Here is a 20616-nt window from a genome sequence, read left to right as displayed (position 1 = left end):
ATTAACTTGCTTGATCCAAGCTTAACCAAGTCGCAAAACTTTGATGTCAATATCCAAGATGTGGTGGCTTATGGTGATCATTTAATTATTGCTTTGGGCGGTAAAGGCATTGTAATTGTCCCTAAAGATGATTTAGAAAAGCAAACTCCGTTCTTAATTGATGAAAAACTACAACACGCTGCTGGACATGTTCGTAAGTTAAAAATATTTGGCAACCTGTTATTCTTGGCCGCAGAAAATGGCTCTGTGGTGGTGCTGGATATTAATGACATTAATAAACCTAAAGTCATCAGTGCTGGTAATATTGAGTCGGTTGATGATATTGATATTTTTAACGACCGCTTAATTGCTGCTGGGGGTAAAGCAGGTTTACGGGTATTCCAGTTACCCCATAGCTTTGTGGCTGCAGCTAATGTGCAGCCTGGTGGACTGTTATCCAGCCATCAAGATAGCCATTTCACTTTTAGCTTTAACGAGCCTGTTAGTGTTAAATCATTGCAAGCAGCGGGTGCTGTCACTTTATCTGTTATTAGTGAAGAAGATGACCAGCCAACGCCAATTGAAGTGACGGTAGAATCAGTAAATGAGGTTGAAGGACGGACTAAAACCTTTACTGTTAAATTCGAAAAACAGCCAAATACTCGTTATGAATTAGCCGTTAATCATGTAGAAAATTTACGTGGCTCCCATTTATGGGCACCCTTTATTCGTGAATTTAAAACCACGAAAACTGCTGTCCAGCGTCCAATCATGACGCGTATTGCTCAAGGTAGCTTATTAGCGGATGATAATCAGGCGCAAGTTAAAGTATTTGGTCAGCATTTCCAAGCTGGAGTCACTAAAGCCTACATTAATAGTTATCCAATTAACTTCACAGTTAATTCTGCTACTGAATTAACTATTTCAGGGGTTGTGTTACAACAGCTTAACCTGGAGCCAGGTCAATATCATTTACGCTTGGCAAACGATGATCTTTCATCTGTCTATCTTGGTGCGATTGTTTATGGCGCTGAGCTTGGGCAAGCAGAAATTCAAATGGATTTAGACGCAGGTGAACAGTCGGGAGGCTATGTTGTAACGGCAACTACGCCTGAAGACAAAGGTATTTTCTTGCCTGGCACCAAGGTGAAGTTCCAGTCACGTAGAGATAACACAGTTGTTATGTCTGAGTTTTTGCCAGGTGGTGGTGAGATTCGTGACTTAAAAGACGACGTTATCAGCCTGGAAGAATTCCGTTTTAAAGTCCCCGCTTCTGAATACCCTGGTGTTTATGATGTGTATGCCATTATTCCTTCAGGTGGCAGCCATCAAGAAATTAAACTGGGTGAATTTGCTTATACGGCAGGTGTTGGTCGTGAATGGAATTTACCAAACTATCCACCAATGGAAATTGGTGCTGCTTTTGAGCGGGATGATACGTTATTTATCGGTATTAAATCAGGAGCAAAACCAACGGCAATAAATCGATTTTTAATGCCGAGTGGCTTTGAAACCTATGATGTATCTATTCCTGATCGTCCCGTTCGGTTAGCTCAGCTAAGAACCGAATCTCCTATTACTGGTGTGGCAGTGGCTGATGGTGTTGCTTATTTAGCAGCACAACGAGAGGGCTTATTGTTAGTTGATGTAAATAATCCCGCTCAACCGTTTAGAGTACGTTCTATTAGTTTACCTGGGCAACGAGCAATGGATGTGGCTATTGATCCCGTTAAACAAGTATTAGCTTTAGCGGTAGCTGATGATTTAGGTGCGGGTTTTATTCGCTTCTTTGATTTAACGGATGATGAGCTAGGTCAACCGGCTGGTTATAGCAGCATTATTTTCCATGCAAAATCAGACGACAATCAGCTGCAAGGCCAGCCTATTGATATTGCTTGGCAGGATGGCAAGTTGGTTATCCTGCACCTGTATAAAGATAACTTAAAACTGGCTGAAGTATCTGGTTTTGGTGGCACTCTACAGCAGAAGCTGCATAACTTGTCGATTGAAGCAGCACAAGATTTTAAGGCAGGACAAGCTAAAGACCTGCTACAGGCTTCCATGCAAGTGGAATATGGCCAGGTCCATATTGGTACCCATAATCGTCATTGGGTATTAGTGCCTGATCAAACAGGTGAATATCAGCTTTCTCACTGGCAAAAGCGGGAAAAAGGCGGGGAGCTATTTGCCCAAGGTGGGCAGCTGATGTCGTCTAATCAGGGTGGTGTTCTACAAATTCGCACGACTAACTTAGCGGTAACCGCATTTACTCCAGCTGCTGGCAGTGTCATCGCGAAAGAACAAACCATTCGGGTTCGTTTTAATAATTTAATGAATACTGACAAAGATAAACTAACTGATTGGTTACAGTTAGTTGACCAAGCAGGTCTGTTAATTGATCAGTCTGCCTATGAAGTAACTGCCATTAATAGTCTGGTTGGTGCTTATTTAGATATTAGTTTTAATGAGACCATGCCAACCGGTGGCTTTACTATAAAAGTAGCGAAGGACTGGTTGGACTTAACCGGCAAACCAATGGTTGCTGGTGCAACAGCGCATTACACTTATCAGCCTGTGCAACGCCCTGCTATTGAGCGAGTAGAGCGCCTAACAGAAGATACAAGTCATGATTCAGCTATAGATGGTTCAACTACAGAAAGTGCTGTTAATAAAAACACTCACTTATTCCATGGTGATAAGACTGAAACGGTTAAATTAATAGGTGACCACTTTGCATCTGGCTTAAAAATATGGGTGGGTGAAACCCTGGTTACTGGTTCAGTCACAGTAGCGGAAGACGGCAAGAGTGTTACTTTTGCTATGCCAACCTTAAATTTAGGTGTATCAGCGACAACGTTGCCTATTAAAGTGGAGCAAGCAGGTTTAACCACTATTAAATTAGGTGCATTGACTATCCTACCTAAAACTCATATTGACAGCTTCTTCCCATTATCTGGCCCACCAGAGGGAGGTAATCGTGTCAGTATTTATGGTCGTGGTTTCAGTTATGGCGTTACGGTTAAGTTTGGCAATAATCTGGCGGGTGATTTAAAGGTTATTAATAGTCATCATATTGAAGTGCGTGCGCCTTCTGGCAACTTTGGTTCAGTTTCCATTACTGTGGAGCAGCCTAATTTCCCTGGTGAAGTCAGTAAAGCCACTGAAAACTATTTTTATGCAGGTAAACAAGTTGGCTCTATTAATTTACCAACCGATGTGCCTAGCCCAGTGTCTGCTTTAGTGCAAAAGGACCAGCTGTTGTATGTGGTTACTGGTGGTTCGTTTAGTGTGCGTGACCGTAAAGGTTTAGAGCATCCTGACTTAATAAGTTCTAATGCAAGGCTCTCGTTATTAAATGTTGCAGATCCAGTAAAACCTGAAATAATCGAAAAACAAAACGCTAATAACACAAACAAGCCTTTCCATTTTGATGCAACAAGTAACCAAGAAAATAATGGAGTAAGTTTAAGTGAGTTTGTTGATATCACCCTGGAAGGTAATCGTTTATTTGTTGCTGGTAATAGCAACGATGGGAGAAATTACTTTTTCGATTTTGATATTACCTTAGCCACAGACCCGCTGTTATTAAAGGACTATCCATTACCTCAGGATGAAACCATTAGAAGCCTGGCAGTGAAGGATAATGTGCTTTATGTAGCGACACGCAAAGGGCTTCGCATTTATAAAGTACAGGCAAATGATCTGCAGTTAATTCGCCACCTAACTAATGAACAAATTAGTGGTGCGCCATATCGCTTGAGAATAGCAGACGATAGTTTGTGGATAGTACAAACAGGGCTACGTAAACTAGTGCAAGTTGAGCTGGCCAGTGGTGAGTTTAAGGTTATTCGCGAAGTTAATGTAACTAATAGTAAAGAGAGAAGAATTAGACCTGAAGATATTTGGGTTCAGGATAACTTATTATTAGTTGCTACTGGTCGTGATGGAACAGTACAACTCTATACCCTGGATAGCGATACATCAGCTACTAAAATTGCTGAATTAAAACTAGCCCACTTAATGGCAAATGGAGATATTTCAGCCAATCGCCTATACCTTCATGGCCAAACCCTTTATGTAGTAGCAGAAGAAGGGGATGTACAGTTATTTGATATTTCCAGTTGGCTAGCCGGCAATGTAGCTGAGCCTATACCATTACATTATTACTATGCCGTAATGGGTAATACCACAGCACTTGCTGTATCGCCTCGTGCACTTTATGCGGGCACTGCTTTTGGTTATTACAATGGTAAGGCAGTAGAAAACCCTGCACCAGCAGATGAGCTGCCAACAGCTTTAGGTGGTGGTTTAAATACGATTAAAAATGATTTGCTCACTATTATGGAGCAATTCCCTGCACCAAGTGGCCTACTTGCCAAAGGTGAAAAGGTTGAGGTGCAATTTAACCGTTTAATCAGTAATACCCAGTTAGCTAAGGAGAGTATTAATCAGTTATTTACAGTCAGCTTATCTGGTGTGCCTGTGAGTGGTACTGTTAAAGCATATACCAATAATGCGGGTACACGACTTGTATTTACCCCAGCGGCCTCTTGGCAAGCTAATAAGCAGTATCGTGTCGTATTGTCTGGTGGTATTAAAGATATTCATGGTGAGGCTTTAGGTGCTGATTACCGGTTTAAATTTGTTGCCACAGGACAAGTCCGTCCAAAATTTGCCTCTGTTACCCCAGCATTCTCTAGCTGGCATAAGGGGGAAACCGTCCAAATTACGGGGGAAGGTTTTACTGAGAATAGCAGTGTGTCGATTGGTGGCCAACTTGTGCCAACTGAATCAGTCAAATTGACCAAAGCGAATCAATTAACTGTTACTGTCCCGGCACTATCTGAGTCACCTGCAGAAAATCGTTTGGTGGGTATAACCATAAGTAATGGCTCATTAAGTCACTTTAAGGCGGCTCAGCTGACTTATGTAGCCGACCCAACTATTGAACAAATTGGTCGTTACTCTCGTGATCATCAAGAGTTAAATGACAATATACATCAGTATCAGTTTAATCAGCAGGATATCGTTGCCATTCAAGGTAAAGGCTTTAGCCCTTCAACTAAAGTATTAATCAATGGTAAAGCTGCAGAAGATGTCCGATTTGAGTCATCTGAAATAATCAGCTTTAGATTGCCTGCAAACACTTTAGGTGAACTCACTATTTCTATTCAAAATGGTGATGGAAAGCCTGTTGAAAATAAAAAACTGTTAATTACCCTGGAGCCAAAACAACAAATTACCGATATTGCAGGTTGGTATCGGAGTGGCTCTAATTTATTGGTCTGGAAAGATAGTGAATTCAGACTTTATTCCACCTTAGAAAGTGATATACCACTGCTGTTGTCTACAGCTAATGTCAACCGTCCTGTCCATACGGCTGTAATGAATAATGGTTATGTGACCTTGCTGGTTGGTAGTGGCTGTGGGAAAACTGTGCCTACAGGTAAGCGCTGTGATGTACAGGTATGGTCTGTCGCAGACCCTTATTCACCTGAGTTGGTGAATACCATTAATAATGCCCGTGGCTATGCTATGGATAAATTGCGGCCACTAACAAATGGTTTTGTTGGGTATGCGGAAAATAACTTGGTGTTAGGTAATGAACTAGGTGCTGATTTATTACAAGTTACTTTAACTGATGCAAATAACCGCTTAGTGGATGTTGCGGTTGTGGAAGATCATCTGTTGTTATATAGAACCAGAACCATTGAAGCCCGCTCAATTGCCACCCCAGCAACAATAGCTGAGACTGTTAGCCACAGCATTATAGAAAAACCACTGACTATGAAAGTTAATGGGGCAATTGGTGTGATTGCAGGTAAACGAAGTTTGCAATTTATTGATACCAGCAATTTACCCGTCAGCTTACAAAATATTGAGGCAACGAATTACCCCGTTAATGTTGAAATTAAGGATATTGCATTAAGTGGAGAATTATTGGCTATTGCTCAATCATCAAAAATTAATGTTTATGACATTAATGCAAGTCAAGAAAATAAATTAACTGATTTGGTGCCGGTATTTACTCGGTTTGCTAATACTGATCAATTGAGTATACAAGGCAGTTTGTTAGAGTGGAATAACCGTCGCTGGTATTACAACGTACAGCTACCCATTGCCAATGCTTATGCGATATATCCAAACCGGTTAGCTAACAACGGTAACCCAATTAGTCTTCTGACCAGTGGTGAAAGTAAGGCATGGCAATCCGTTATTGTGCAGGTGAGGAAAGCGGACACCAATGAGCTGGTGCCTGGTGATGTGGAGCTAAAAGGGAATATTCTTAGCTTCCGGCCAAGAGGTAAATACCAGTTAGATAGCCGTTATAAATTAAATTTCTTTAACCAACCCAAGCAAACCGTTAACTTACCTGCGATGGACTTTAATGTGCCACGTCAGGTTAAAACGGCAAAACTATTTGGTTTTGAACAAATCTCAGTAGCAGGTATTGCTCCTACTGCTATGAATAATGAGGATGCTACCCAGGTTACTATTGTTGGCCAAAAATTAAATCAAATTACTGAAGTTAAAGTAGCAGGTAAAAGGCTGTTAAAAGCTAATAATGATTTTACTGTCACTACTGATGGCAATGAGTTGTACTTTAACCAACGTTTAACTCAAGTAGGGTTACATTCGTTAACCTTAGTCTCTAATGAACAAACCATTATTTTACCAGCCGCTATTAATGTAACGGAGAAATTGGCGTTAACAGCAGCTGTTAGTCATTATGGAACTGACGAAGAAAATGTAGGTTCTACTGAGCAGGCATCGATTATCAGTGATATTGGTGGTACAGCAATTCGCTTGCAAGGCAAAGGGCTTGGCACGGATGTGAAATTGTATTGGTTGGCTGAAAAAGAAACCTTTGCTGAAGATACTAGCCTGCAGCTGAACTATCGTTATGAAAATAATGAAATCCAATTTACTGTGCCTGCTGTAGCTAAAACCGACAGTTATAAGGCAGGTAGTAAGTATCGGGTTGAGGTAGTACGGCAATCAACCAATGAGCAAGTGACATTAACACCTAACCAGATGTTGACGGCGATGGATGACACAGCTCCTCATATTCGCGTGAAACATCACTTGAATTATCAGCAACCAGTACGACTTGAGGCAGATGAGCCGGTAACCTTTAGTCAGTTTAAAGTGGTTCGTGTATTTAATGATTATGGCAACCAACCACCACAAGATGTCACTGAGTTCTTTGTTCAAGATCAGTTGGTGGCAAATAATATTATTCAAATTAAACCCCAAAAAGGTTATGCCTTAGCACATAATTCTATCTACCAAGTAACAATAGAGGGAATTAAAGATAAGCATGACAATATCGCTTACGGTAATGATGTGACTGCAGGACGGTATGAACATGATGCCCAAACCCATGACCGTTTACCACCACGGAATATTCAATTAACCCGTGCTGATACCAATAAGGTTATTACATCTACCAGTGATGATGGTGATGGTCAGGCGGTGTTAACGAAAAACCGTGAGTATTGCTTGATTGTTTCAGCTGAAGATAACAGGAGAGGCAAATTAAGTTTTAAATACCGTGAGTCATTTGATGGTGGCTTTAATTTTGGCCCTGAAAAATCAGTAGGACAGTGTAAAAATGGACAAAAAAGTTTTACTTTAAGTGTTCATAATAAAGCTGAAGGTCTTGCATTAAAAGTAATTGCCAGTGATGGACAACAAAAAGTTGAGCAGATTTATCGGATTAAACTAAAAGACCCTGAAGTAAAATTAGCCTCTTTTAGTACAACACCTGAAGTAGTGGAAGAAGCTACAACCGCAACCTTGATATTTAATGTAACTGGGGATGTGGACTTGGTTGACTGGGATTACAGCCAGGTTCAGGTGAAGCTCAACAATAAGTGGCAGCCAGTTGAAACAACTAAACAGGCATCAACAGATAAACGTAGTCAAACCATTACGGGCAAGCTACGTCATCCTAAATTAATTAAGCTTACCAGTGATAATCCTAGAAGTTTGCAACTTGAAGCACGGCTTCGGGTGAATATTGGTTTAAATACCATCAGTGATTTAAATGCCACTTATACCTTGCATTTAGATAAAACCAAGCCAACCATCAGCATTGTTTCGCCTAAGCATGATGACTTTGTACCTTATGGTGAGCGAGTGGATGTACTCATCAACTCATTTGATAAATATGGTATTGATCGAGTAGAACTGGCGAAAAATAATGAAGAGTGGCAATCATTAAAAACACCAAACCATTATAGTTTTACTCAAGAAAAACCAGAGGATAGCAACTCAAATAATGGCGGTATTGAAAGTATTAACATTAAGGTACGTGCCTTTGACCCGAATGGTAATGAAAGTGATCCAGCGGCTAATGGTCGGTCGGAAATTACCATACATTTTTATGATCCAGAATTAGGGGCGCCACAACTTAAGATATTGTCACCAACAGATGGGGCTGTATTCCACGAAAAACAACCAGTGACATTTGAAGTATTAATGCGCAATGTGTTAGAGGCCACTTTATATTTGGATATTGCTGGCCAGGCTGATCACTTGGATAACCCTGCACCGATTAAACTGACGCGTAGTGCAGAAGACAAAGAGCAAGTATTTGTAACGACGACAATTCCTGCTATTGAAAAAGACGTGGTTGTGTTAGCTCGTGTGGAAGCTGGCACTGCGTTAAAAGCCCGTGCTCACCTAAATGTGAAAAAAGATAAGGGTATTGATGAAGCATTAACAATTAACAGCCAGCCAGCAACCCATATTTTGTCGGGTACAGAGCTATCTGTACAGGCTGCAGTAGAACCAGAAATGGTAGACTATAGCAGGCAGTCCAAACTGGTGGTTAAATCAGATCAGGCAGCATTAGTTGAGGCAGAATTGAAGCAAGGCATTCAGTTTTGGGAGACACCAACCAATGTAGCTAACTTAACCTTAGAGGCTTTATTAAAGGACTTATCTGGCCATAGTAAAACTGCCAGTCATACCCTACAGGTGATGCCTTACTTTAATGGCGATAAATTACCTGTTTATCAAACAACAGATGCCACCTGGCAAATTGAGCATCCTGTTTATGCGCCAGGCTTTAATAACAGTAACGCTGCTTTAATTTGGGTGGAAAACCAGCGTGGCGGTGGTTTTAACATCCGTAATGTAGAGCAGCAGTTAGTAACATCTGAACAAGGAAAAGTGAAATTCCTTGGTTTTAATGGTCAACAATTAATAACCCAGGTATTAAAAGGTGGTGATGACCACCTAGTGGTATATCAGGCTCAAGCAGGTCAATGGCGATCTGTATTTGAGCAAAAAATTTACGGTGATTTGATAGGAGTAAATGGCCAGGCGGTATACCTGCAATATGGTCAAACCTTGTCTGCACTGGTGTTAACCAACAATCAACACAACCAATTACAAGCAGTGCCTGCTGCAGGCATTAGTGTGGCAGAGCCAATACGTGCTGTGCAGTTGGATCAAGGCCAGTTATATGCACTGACGGCTTCTGGTTTATACCAATTTGGCTTAACGGTGGCTGGTGGCTTTTTACAGCTTAATCAGCAGTTATTCCTGGCTTTAGCTGACCAGCAAGGGTTGGCAGTCAGTGGTAATCGTTTGGCTACTTGGGTAACCAACCAATCGGTTACTAAAGTACAGCAGTTTGTGATTAGTGACCAAGGTGAGTTGATACAAGCAATTGATCAAGCAATAAACTTACCTAATACCATTAACCAAGCTCACTGGGATAACCAATGGCTTTGGCTTGCAACTGAACAAGATAATCAGCCTTTATGGAAGGCTTATCAACAAGCTAACCAGGTAGCAGACTATCATGCTAATGAGCTGTTATTTACACCAACTGCTTTATTTGAAGTAACGTCTCAGGCGATTTTACAGCGTGCTATTCAAACTTCGACATCATTACCAGAACCAAAGATAACGACTAAAACAACTGTCACGGGTTGGCAATTAGATGTCAGTGCTGAGCCATTACAACCAGAGATATCACAGCCTGACTTAAAGCTGTGGTTGACTGATCAGCAAGGTAAATTATTAATTGTTGCTCGTAATGGCCAGCAATTGTTGCTGCCTTATTCTCAGAAAAATGACAGCGTAAATCTGCATTGGCAAAGTCGTGCAGGCAGTGGACAAATTGCTGTTAATTTACCTGCAGTGAATAATTTTATTGCTAATACAAGCCGGCAGCCAGCCAATGGTCAGACGTTAGCCTCCGCTGGTTTAGTACCTGTCACTGCATTGTTGGGTAATGATAATAAAGTCAGTCAAGCCAGTTTAGCTGATAAGCAGGCTATGGCATTAGTAGCAAATGCGGCGACTGGCTGGTGGCAATTGCCAGCTACTGTAGAACCGACAAATCTGGTTGTTGAATTAAATAGTCAGCCAGCGACATTAAACTGGAATTTAATTAAATCGAGTGACAGTTCTGCTAATACCCGTTTGCAAGTATTACAGCCACAACATAACAGTCAGTTAAAAGAAGGTGATGAGGTAACAGTTGAATACCATGTGGCCACCACTCACCCTGATACTAATGAAAATATTAATTTTCACTATGCCGTCGTTGGTTTATATGACTTTAATGATCAGCTGATTTTCCGTCGGATAGTGAAATCTGCAAAAGGTAAGCTGTCATTTAAACTGCCTTCACTGCGTGGTGAACAGGAAAACTATCAGTTAAAAGTTGATGCCTATGCTGGGGCACATTATCAATACGATCAGGTTGTAGTAGGCTTGCGTTTATCACCCAAGTATACGCTACCTGTACCACAGTTAGTGGGCTTACCGCTATCTATCATGGCGGGTGCTGACTTAAATATTTCCCTTGAAAATAGCCTGCCTGTGGGTGCTTATGGCCAACTGGTGTTGAAAGATGAACAGGGGAATGTGTTAGCAGCAGGTGAAAAATCTATTCGCTATGCTATACCTGATTTGTCTTATATTAACCAAACCCTTGAGCTGACAGCAGAAACTACTGATGATTTTGGTAATAAAGAGATTGTTGTACGCATGATAAAGGTGGTTCGTCCATTTATATTAGAAAAATCTAATAATTTATTGGCTCATGACCTGTTGTTACCTGATGTTGGTTATAGCTGGTACTTACAAGGCCGTGAGCTATATACCACAACTGATGGCAAAGTAACTCAGCTGGATAGGGACTTCAGCCAGCTACAGCGTTTAGGTGACCGGTTAATTGGCTTAGACCCTAATTATGGTCTGTTATTTATCGACCCAGCTGAAGACTATTTAGAAGTGGGTCGTCATCCATTAGCTGGCTTAAAAGGTTTTGTTCAAAATGGTCGTGAGTTGATTGCTTGGAGTGATGAACAAGCTTACCGCTATCAAATTCGTGGCAATGCATTAGAAAACTTACAGACAGTTAACTTAAATAACTTGAATGAAAATAACCAAAGTCTGTTTATTCAAGCAGTGGAGTGGAATAACCAGTTTTATCTACTCACCCAAAATGGTTTATACCCTTGGGACAGCGCCAGCCCTGTAGCATCAATTAAAGAAGCGAAGTGGGCTAAAGTGCACAATAGTGGTGTATGGGTGATGACAGAACAAAACACCCTGCATCGTATAGCTAAAGTAAGGCAAGTGCAGTCTATTGCCTTGCCTGGTTCAGCTGACCAAGCCCTAGCGGTTGGTAATTATTTATTATTGGTTAATCAGGCTGCTCAGCAGTTATATGTGGTTGATACAAATATTGCTGATCAGCCACAATTAATTGGTCAATTTACTGTACCTGAATTACAGGGTAATCAAGTGAGCTTTGCCCAAGGTAACCTGTATTTAGGTGGTCATACAGGGGCCGTTTATAAAGTCCAGTTTAATGACAACAATTGGCAAACCGTGTTGGCTGCTCAGCCAAATAAAGGATTGGTTACAGACCTGAGTTTACATAATGGCCGACTACATGTGGCAGCAGCAGGTTATGGAGCCTATCAACGCTACTTCCAGAATGGTAACTGGCAATTAGAGAATTACCTGTCCACTTATACCAATGAAGTCAACCATATATTAGCTGATGGAGATAACCGCTATCTGGCTTTAAAGAAGACCAAGCAACTAATTAAGGTGACTGGTCAAGGGCTTACTATGCGTACTGAGCAACTCTTAACGGGAGTTGAAGTTGAGCGCATGGTGCTTACGTCTGACTATATCGTGGCGTCTTCAGGAACAAGACTGTTTTATGTCAACCGTCATACCCATGAAAACCACATGGTGGATTTGACTAAGCAAGATGCTACGGCAGGTGAGGTAATTACTGGCCTAACCAATTTACAAAATATTGTTTATGTCACTACCCAACAAGGACGAATTTTCCGTGTGGATGTTGGTGGTCAATGGCCAATAGAAACGCATCAGATCAAAATTGAACCTGCTTATACAGGAGCAGCAGCGGCGATTGCATTAGTAGGAGCAGGTTTTGAAAAACTATATTTTGTTAATGGACTACAAACCATTACGGTTTTGGATGTTAATACACTTAAAACTAAAAATATTAAATTACCGCAATTATCAGAAGGCAGTGCAGGGCAAATTACTGCAATACATGTCAATCAGGGAGTGCTTTGGGTTGGTTATGTTGATGATGCAGGTGAAGTATTAATCAGTGCGTACAGTTTAGCAAAACAGCAATGGCTTGAAGGGTTAACCAAGCCAGTCAGTGAACTGACTGAAACCCGTGCCAGTGCCAAAGTGACTGCAATAGCAGTGGAAGGTAATTGGTTGGCTATTGGGTTAGGAGGTGAAGGTGTTGTATTAACACAATACCCAATGGCATTAGTACATGCGGCAACCCAACTGGCTGAGCCTAAGCAATGGAATATCGTTGTACAAGGCGATCAGTTATCTTTTGCCTTAGAAAATAGTCAAGCGGTAAAAACAGTTCAGTATGTACTGAGCATTATTGACCACTATGAATTAGAGGTGGGCAATAATCGAGTGACAACTGAAGAAAACATTGTTGGTGCTTCTCAACAAGCGCCATTTACTGCAGGTGTTGTGGTACCTGCCCAGTTGCGTAATGGCCAGCCATTCTTTATTCGTTCCCGAATAGAAACCTTCACAGGGGAAGTAATTGAAGGGGCTGAGCGGGGAGTGGTGCTACAGGGTGAGGAGCTGCCACAAAATGAATTTGACGTTGAGTTATTTATTGATAGCACCAGCTATCTGCCAAAACCCTTTAAAATTGAAGCATTAGTTAATAACTCAAGATTCCCTGTGCAACAAGTAGAGTATTATATTTCTGAAGGGAAAACCGCCGATGGAGCCTATCAAATGATAGGTAAACATTATGGCCCGGAATATGTGATCTATCGTAATTACGAACAAGAACGCAATGGACATTATATTAAAGTTCGGGCAATCGATATTTATGGCAATGTAGCAGAGTCCGCTGCTAAACCAATTACCCGACAGTACGACTCGAAAGACCCCACTTTATCTTTACGCGTTGAAGGTGAGTCGGTTTATAACAATAAAGTGATTGAAGGCCACCCATTTGAAGTACTGGGTAGTTATAGTGATGAGCAAAGTGGAATTGATGTTGCTTTCTTATACCGTAATGACGAACTGGTGAAAGCGGAAGTTGGTGGTAATCAAATTCATTTTACTGAAACCACACCTGTAAAAGGCCAACAGTTAAAGTATAAGCTGGTTGTCAAAGACTATAGTGGTAACACTAATTCAACTGACTTAAGTTATACCGTTATTGAAGATACGCAGCCTAAATTAACTGGCTTAGTCATAAATGGGCAATCATTAGCACTTGATCAATTATCAACAGTAAAAGCCAGTGTTCGTGAACGCAGCAGCTTTGAAGTGTCTGTTGCTGCAAATGACGATGTTGCTTTAGACCATGCTGAAGTGATGTGGAATGGCTTTAGTCAAACTAAGGACTTCTATAAAAATACTTCAGGTTCTGTTTATTTTACAGTAAATGATTTGCGTGATGCTCGGGTAGCTGAAACAGGAGAGCAAACTACTTTAACCGTAAAATTATACGATAATGCAGGACAAGTCCGTCTGCATCAAGTGCCAGTGAAACTGGTGAGAGATCAGGCCCCTGATATCGAAAAGCTTAAGGTTAAACCGCCTGTTGCTGGTATTTACGGGAATAATGCTGCTATTGAATTAAGTAATTTAGATAAGATTGATGATGGTGGGAAAAAGCAGTTATTACTTCAAATTTATCAAGTGATGTCTAATGGTGAGCTGGTTCTTTTAGAGGAAACAAGCCAAAAAGGCTGGCGCAATTATTTAAATGTAGCGCTAAAACTGCCAACAACCGATGTTTTTCCTGATGATAACTATCGCTTTAAAGTCAAAGTCATTGATAGCTTAGGTCAGGATGCGGAATCAGTAATCTTTACGATTCCACTAACCCAAAAACCAAACACAATCAGCTTTATCAAAAGTGATGATGCAGCGATTAACCCAGCTAAGGTTAAAGTGGGCGATACAGCGATTTATCAAGTAAAAGTGCTTGATAGTGCGGCAAAACCAGTAGCTAACCAGCAAATTCAATGGTTATTAGTAGATGATGAAAACCGGGATGACCCAAAACCGATAGTTACCTCTGCCACTGATACAACAGGCGTTGCCCAATTAACCTTTGATACTGTTCGTGAAGCCAAGAAATACTTTATTCAAGCGAAGCTGACTGAATACTCCTATATTGGTGGTGTTTCTACTCCAGTCACCATAATACCTGGAAAAGTGGCGTCTATTGATTTGGATTATCCACAACAAGTGGTGGCAGGAAGCGGCTTTACCATGCGCTTTGCTGCCTATGATGCAGCCAGTAACGAAGTCACCTTGGAAGAGTCTGTACCATTAACCTTGAAATTACCCGAAGGTTTCCATTTTGGTTTTTCCAATAACCTGAATGTAGTTAATGATGGTAATAGAGAAAGTGCCCAGATTTTAGTTAAACAAGGTGTTGTGGTTGAAATTGAGGCTGCGACTAAAGCGGGTAATGGATATCAGTTTGAGCTGGTTAAAAATGGGTTGAAAATACGAACCAGACAAGGGAATACTTGGGTAGAACAAGATCCTGCAATTGACTTATTACCAGGAAAGCCAGTGGGTTTTGCAATTGAAAAAGACGAAATTACAAAGCATCCACTTGGTAGAAAAGAGTTGTTAGAAGCAGGTGACAGAATAAAATACAAACTGAAACTGGTTGATGCTTTTGGTAACCAGGTTTCTCATATACAGCAAGGAAACGAGTTAGTTGAAGCTGATATAGAAGCCTCTATAACACTGGAAAATGATGAGTTGAATGAAGAAGTCGAGCTACCAACTTCTTTACGGCTAGATAATGGTAAACATAAAGATGGTTTTGAATTAAGTAGCTCAAAACCAGCAGTCGTTAGATTTACAGTGTTAGCAAACCAGGGAGCATTGGCTGAAAACCCAATTAGTAAAACATTAGAAGTTGAATTTTTGAAACGTTTGCCTGCTATTACACAGGCTAGCTTTGAGCAAGTGGTTAACTCAATTATCACACCATTGGTATTTGAGTTAAGTGAGCCACTCAACCCCATTTATTTTGACTCTAATAAATTAACCATCGTTAAAGCTGGAACAGATGAGGTGATTGCTGGAGAGTGGCAGTTAATGGAGCAACAGTTGCGTTTTGTTCCAGAAGCCCAGCTAATACAAGGGGAAAACTATCAATTTAATACGGTGAATACTGGTCTAAAAGGCAAGGCTGTGGACGATGATATATTGCCTCAACAGATAATTATTACAGCACCACATATTTACTTTATGCCTCAGGGGGCAGTAGCAAAGAAAGAGCAAGAAGGAAAGGTAAAATACTTTGCTTTAGAAGGGAGTGAATTTAAATTACTGGTTAACTCAAGTGTTAACCTTTATTCCACAGGTGCTAAATGGAATTGGTCAATAAATAATGATCTTCAGAGCGTTGATATTGATCCAGGTAAAATGGAAAAGTCAGTTGTAATACCAACAATTTCAAGTGATGGAAGCGAATCACCTGCTTATCAAGATGGAAAACTAACGACCCTTAGCCTGTTGATCGATAACTCTAGCAGTGAAGAAAATGCTGTTAAAGTTGCAAATAATCTCGCCATTAATATCTTGAAAGTAGGTGAAGATTATGATGGTGACGGCATTAATAATGAGCTGGAGTTTAGAACTCCAGGTCTTAATCCTGCAGACCCAGATACTAATGGTAATGGCATTTTAGATGGGGTTGATGACCATGATGGTGATCGCTTATCTAATAGCAAAGAGCTGGAGTTAGGTACTGACCCTAATAACTCTGACTCCGATAATGACCACTTAAGTGACTACTATGAGTATAAGTATCGTACAATTACGGATGATGAAGAGCGCTTCAATGATTTTGATGGTGATGGTATACCCGATGTGGTTGAGCATATCTCTAACTCAAGCCCAGCCAATGCAAGCGACTTTGAGGTAGATCCTTTTTACATTACCAAAGTTGAGATTATTGAACGACAGTTGAACTATGCACTAGGCAAGGACCAAGGGATTATTGTGCCTAAAGTACGGGTGCGATTTGAAAAAGATGACCTTAGTTTCTGGTTTTTTGCATCAGAAGTCAGTGGGTTATTCAACTATTACTCAAACGATCCCACCATAGCCAAGCCAGTTACTGGTGGTTTTGAAGCGCTGAAAGCTGGAAGCACAACCCTGCGGGTAGAGCTAGCTGAGCTGGCAACAGATGAATTAACAGCAAAAGTTGATTTAACTGTTACTGGTGCACTGATCCAAGAAAACACTATTCGTTTACTTGAAATGCCACAGGTGCAGCGTATTTATGCTGGAGCAGATCAGTTAAAAGTTTTCTTAGAGTTTATTGGCGATAAACCGCTGGAATTAAAGTCAGCCAAACTTGCAGAAAATAATCTATGTATAACTTCTACAAGTGCTGTAGAAGAAGCTACAAGAGAAAGTAGTGAAAGCTGTATAGGCACTATTGGCGATTACTTTTATGGTGAAAGCCAATTATATCGTGGCTATCGGTTTGTCTTGAATGTGGAAAAACCACCAGTGAACTGGAGCAGTAACCAGTCAATTGAATTACAGCTAATAGCATTACTGGATGGTGAGGAAAAAACGCTTACTTTAGTTATTCCTGTTGTGGAAGATCCAAAATTACAGGTTGAGTGGTTGGATAGTGCAACAGATAGTTCTGCTCAAAATGTAATTAGTGTATTAGGTAGGAATTTAAAACTAAATGACCCTGGTTATAACCAAGTTCAAGTTGAACTGTTAGCTGATGGGCAACCAGTTGAAGCACAGCAAAATTTAGAGGCTACTATCAGTATAGAATATAAAGAAAGCAAGTATGCTCGTCCCATTAAGCGTTATATGACAGATAATTTAACAGAGTTTAATCGATTAGTGAGAGCCTGGATCGAGGAAAACCCAACTGTAATGTACAGCTTACGTTTTACTGAGCAACGCTCAGACCAAAACTATACCGTTGAAATTCCATTAGAATTACCGTTGCCTAAGGAAAAAGTAGAAAGTTTTGACCAGAGTACGATTGATGACAGTCGCTTGAAAGAAACACAAGCCTCTTTTACCCCTATTGGTAGTGGCAAAGTAAATCTGGATATCAATAAACTGGAGTTATTGGGTGTTAGGCAAGGATTAATCAATGAGCTAGAAGACAAACTGCTAAATAGCCCAATTAAACCACCTGTCAGTACGTTAACTGATGAAAATGCACTTAGATTGCAAATGCAGTTTGAATACCAGCCATCAGAAGGCTCTCTGACACTTGAGTATTATTGTGAAAATAAAGGGACTTGCAGCTTAGATTTAGTGCAGTATCTTGAGGTAACGGCTGAAAGCAGATACCAGCTTGATATTAAGCTGAATGATTTATTGGCCGATGATATTCAACAGTTAGTAAAAGCTCAGCGAACTGTTGCAGTGAAGTATCAGGGAGAAATGTGGGTATTACCATTGGTTGTTGAGCACTCAAAAGCTGAAATTGAAAAACTTCACAGCAGTAGTTTGCAGTTAAAACAGAATGAGCAAAAAGTCTTAACTTATCAATTGAGTGTTGATCCTACTAGTGTATTGGCTAGTTTAGATTTGAAGTATTATGTTTTAACCACTGGAGTTTTAGTCTCTCCAGAATGCACCATTAATAATTGGGCGCACTATGAGGTATCAAGATCTATTTCATGTAGTAAAAAAATTCAGTTAAATAAATTAAACTGGAGTATTGACGTTAATAAGGCATTAACAATTTTAGATCTACCATTTAAATTAAGCCATTTAACAGTAGCTGGTAACTATTCAACGGATGTAGTTATTGTTGACCAACTTGGAAATATTTATCAGGATCAACTATCGGTTGAAGTGGTAGATGTGAAAGAACCTCCAGTAACTATAACAGTAGAAGCAATTAAAGGGCCGTTAGATAAATACTGGTTTAATGGATATAAAGCAGCTGTTGGATTATCGATCAACTCAACAGTCCCTTATATTATACATAAAGCAGACCTGGTAGCTGGTGGAACCATATATCCTGTAGAATTTAAAAATAGGATTGATGGGCCTATTTATTCAGTATTGTTTAATCCATATGAAAATGTCCTATATGTAAACCAAGAAGACATAGAGAGCTGGCTGGCAAGTAAGTTAAAGAGTGTCAAGTTAATCTTTCAATTTGTGCATGCAACAGACGGGCTACCAGTTTTAAGTCCAATGATAGAACTGGATATTCCTTTAAATAGTTTGGTAGTGGAAAGGGAAAAACCTGACTTCTGGCTGCCTGAAAAACTTGCAGCTAAATTATACGCTAATGGTCATTACGGTATTAGTGTGCCACTTTATCTGAAAAGCGGGGGGAAAGTGGCGAGTGTTACTTTGAAGCAAGGTAGTAACGAAATACAAAAGCTTGAGGTAAGAGGGCCTTATTACAGCTCTTATGCTGACAAAGAGTTTGGCTTAAATTTACCTAAAGAATTAGCACCTGGTGAATACGAAGTAGAGGTGCAGATCAAAACAAGCAGCGACTCTCTAAAAACAAGAACATTCAAACTCATCATTCCCGAATACCGCCCATTAAAAGGAGAAGTTTATGATGTGGAGGAAGATGTCAGTTTTGAATGGATTGATGAAGCTAAATTGTTAGCAGGGGTTCGTAATCAGCAACTACAATTTAACCTTCGCACAAATAACAATAAGGTGGGTAGTGCGTATGCCCTATTTAATGGCAAAGAACACTCAGTAAGATTAAATACTGTTAATAGGATAGGTATTGAGGGTATTGATGCCTCTTTAGTAGGACAGACAGTGCCTTTTGAGTTAAAAGTGGGGGTTGAGACAGATTATGGTCAATACAATAATAAAGTACTTAAGTGGGGGACTATTTATCGTCAGGTCACCATTATTGAAGACCCATTACCTAGCTTTAATCCTGATGAGTTTAAGCAACCTATTATTAAGTCAGTTGGTGATAGCCTAAGGTTTGACTTTACAATTACTGATCCTGGTTTTAATGATTTATCAGTTGAGTTGCTGATAGATGGTCAACCAGTTAAACAAGCAAACTTTAGTGTTAAGACTATTGCTGAGTTGGCAAGCGTACATGCTACAGGTTATAAGGCAAATAATGGTATTGAGCAGTTAACACCGTTATATTTTAGCTTTGTAAATAATGAGAAATTATCAGATCAAGCCTGCCCAATTTCATTCACCTCATCTTTAAGTGGTATTAAAACAGCCTTGTTTAAGGATGATGGTAGTTTTGAGGTTGGTGATAAACAGTCTGGTATAGTGCTAGCTGAACAGATATTAGACACCAATACAGTAAAATATAAATTGTGTTTATCTGATAATGTGCAACTGGATAAAGGGCTATATATACTTGGTATTATCACAGAAGGAGCTTCGGTAAATGAAACTAGTATTGATGAAGCTTTTGTTCAAGGAAAGTACACATGTACGAGTTGTCAGCAGTCAATAAATTTAGCTCAGTTAGAATTAAGTAGTACTGTTGAATCAAGTAATTCAACTATTAGGCCTTACTTAAAGCTAACTGCTACAAGAATTGGTAGTGGTAATAAAAAATACTATCAACCTGACTGGAATGCCTGGTATCAAGTGACCAAAGCTGATGAGGCAAAAACCTTTAGCTGGCGGGTAACTGAACATCGTGTTGGTGAAGATCGACAGATTACTTCCCTTGAGTTTAAGGTCAAAACTGGTAGCAACAATAGTATTCCAACAGTATTTAAAGGCACTTTATCTGAAGAGAAGCCAATATGGACTTTTGAGTTTGATGTAACAGAAGGAAGAGAGGTTTATATTTGGTTTGTAGAGAAACCAATGAATTCAAAATTAAGCTATTTCCTTTATAAAGATACAAATATTGGAAATTATCTTACAAATTACACTTCTACTCGTAGAGATTGTGATAATAGAAGGCTAAGTAGGGATCGAAAAATAAAAACTAGTATTGGCTCTGGTCGATATAAACTAATTGTTAGTGATTACAAGCTAGAAGAGTCAGAAGCTTTAAGTTTAAAAAGAACAAGTCCATTAAATTATACTGGTGACTTTGTTTTAAAAGTTGATAAACAATTCACAGGATGTAGTTTATAA

The 20616-nt window shown here is 40.0% G+C and carries 1 protein-coding gene (cut by a window edge); it reads left to right on the top strand.

What is annotated here, in order from left to right:
• Window positions 1-20616: the 3' portion of an Ig-like domain-containing protein gene (locus ORQ98_RS11985; protein ID WP_274689048.1), read on the top strand. The gene continues 16968 nt to the left of window position 1, outside the view; the window shows 20616 of its 37584 coding nt (coding positions 16969-37584); its start codon lies off the left edge, out of view; the stop codon is at window positions 20614-20616.

The sequence above is a fragment of the Spartinivicinus poritis genome, from assembly GCF_028858535.1.
Taxonomy (GTDB): domain Bacteria; phylum Pseudomonadota; class Gammaproteobacteria; order Pseudomonadales; family Zooshikellaceae; genus Spartinivicinus; species Spartinivicinus poritis.
Note: the sequence above shows the minus strand (reverse complement) of the source record. Positions and strands in the feature narration are given on the sequence as shown.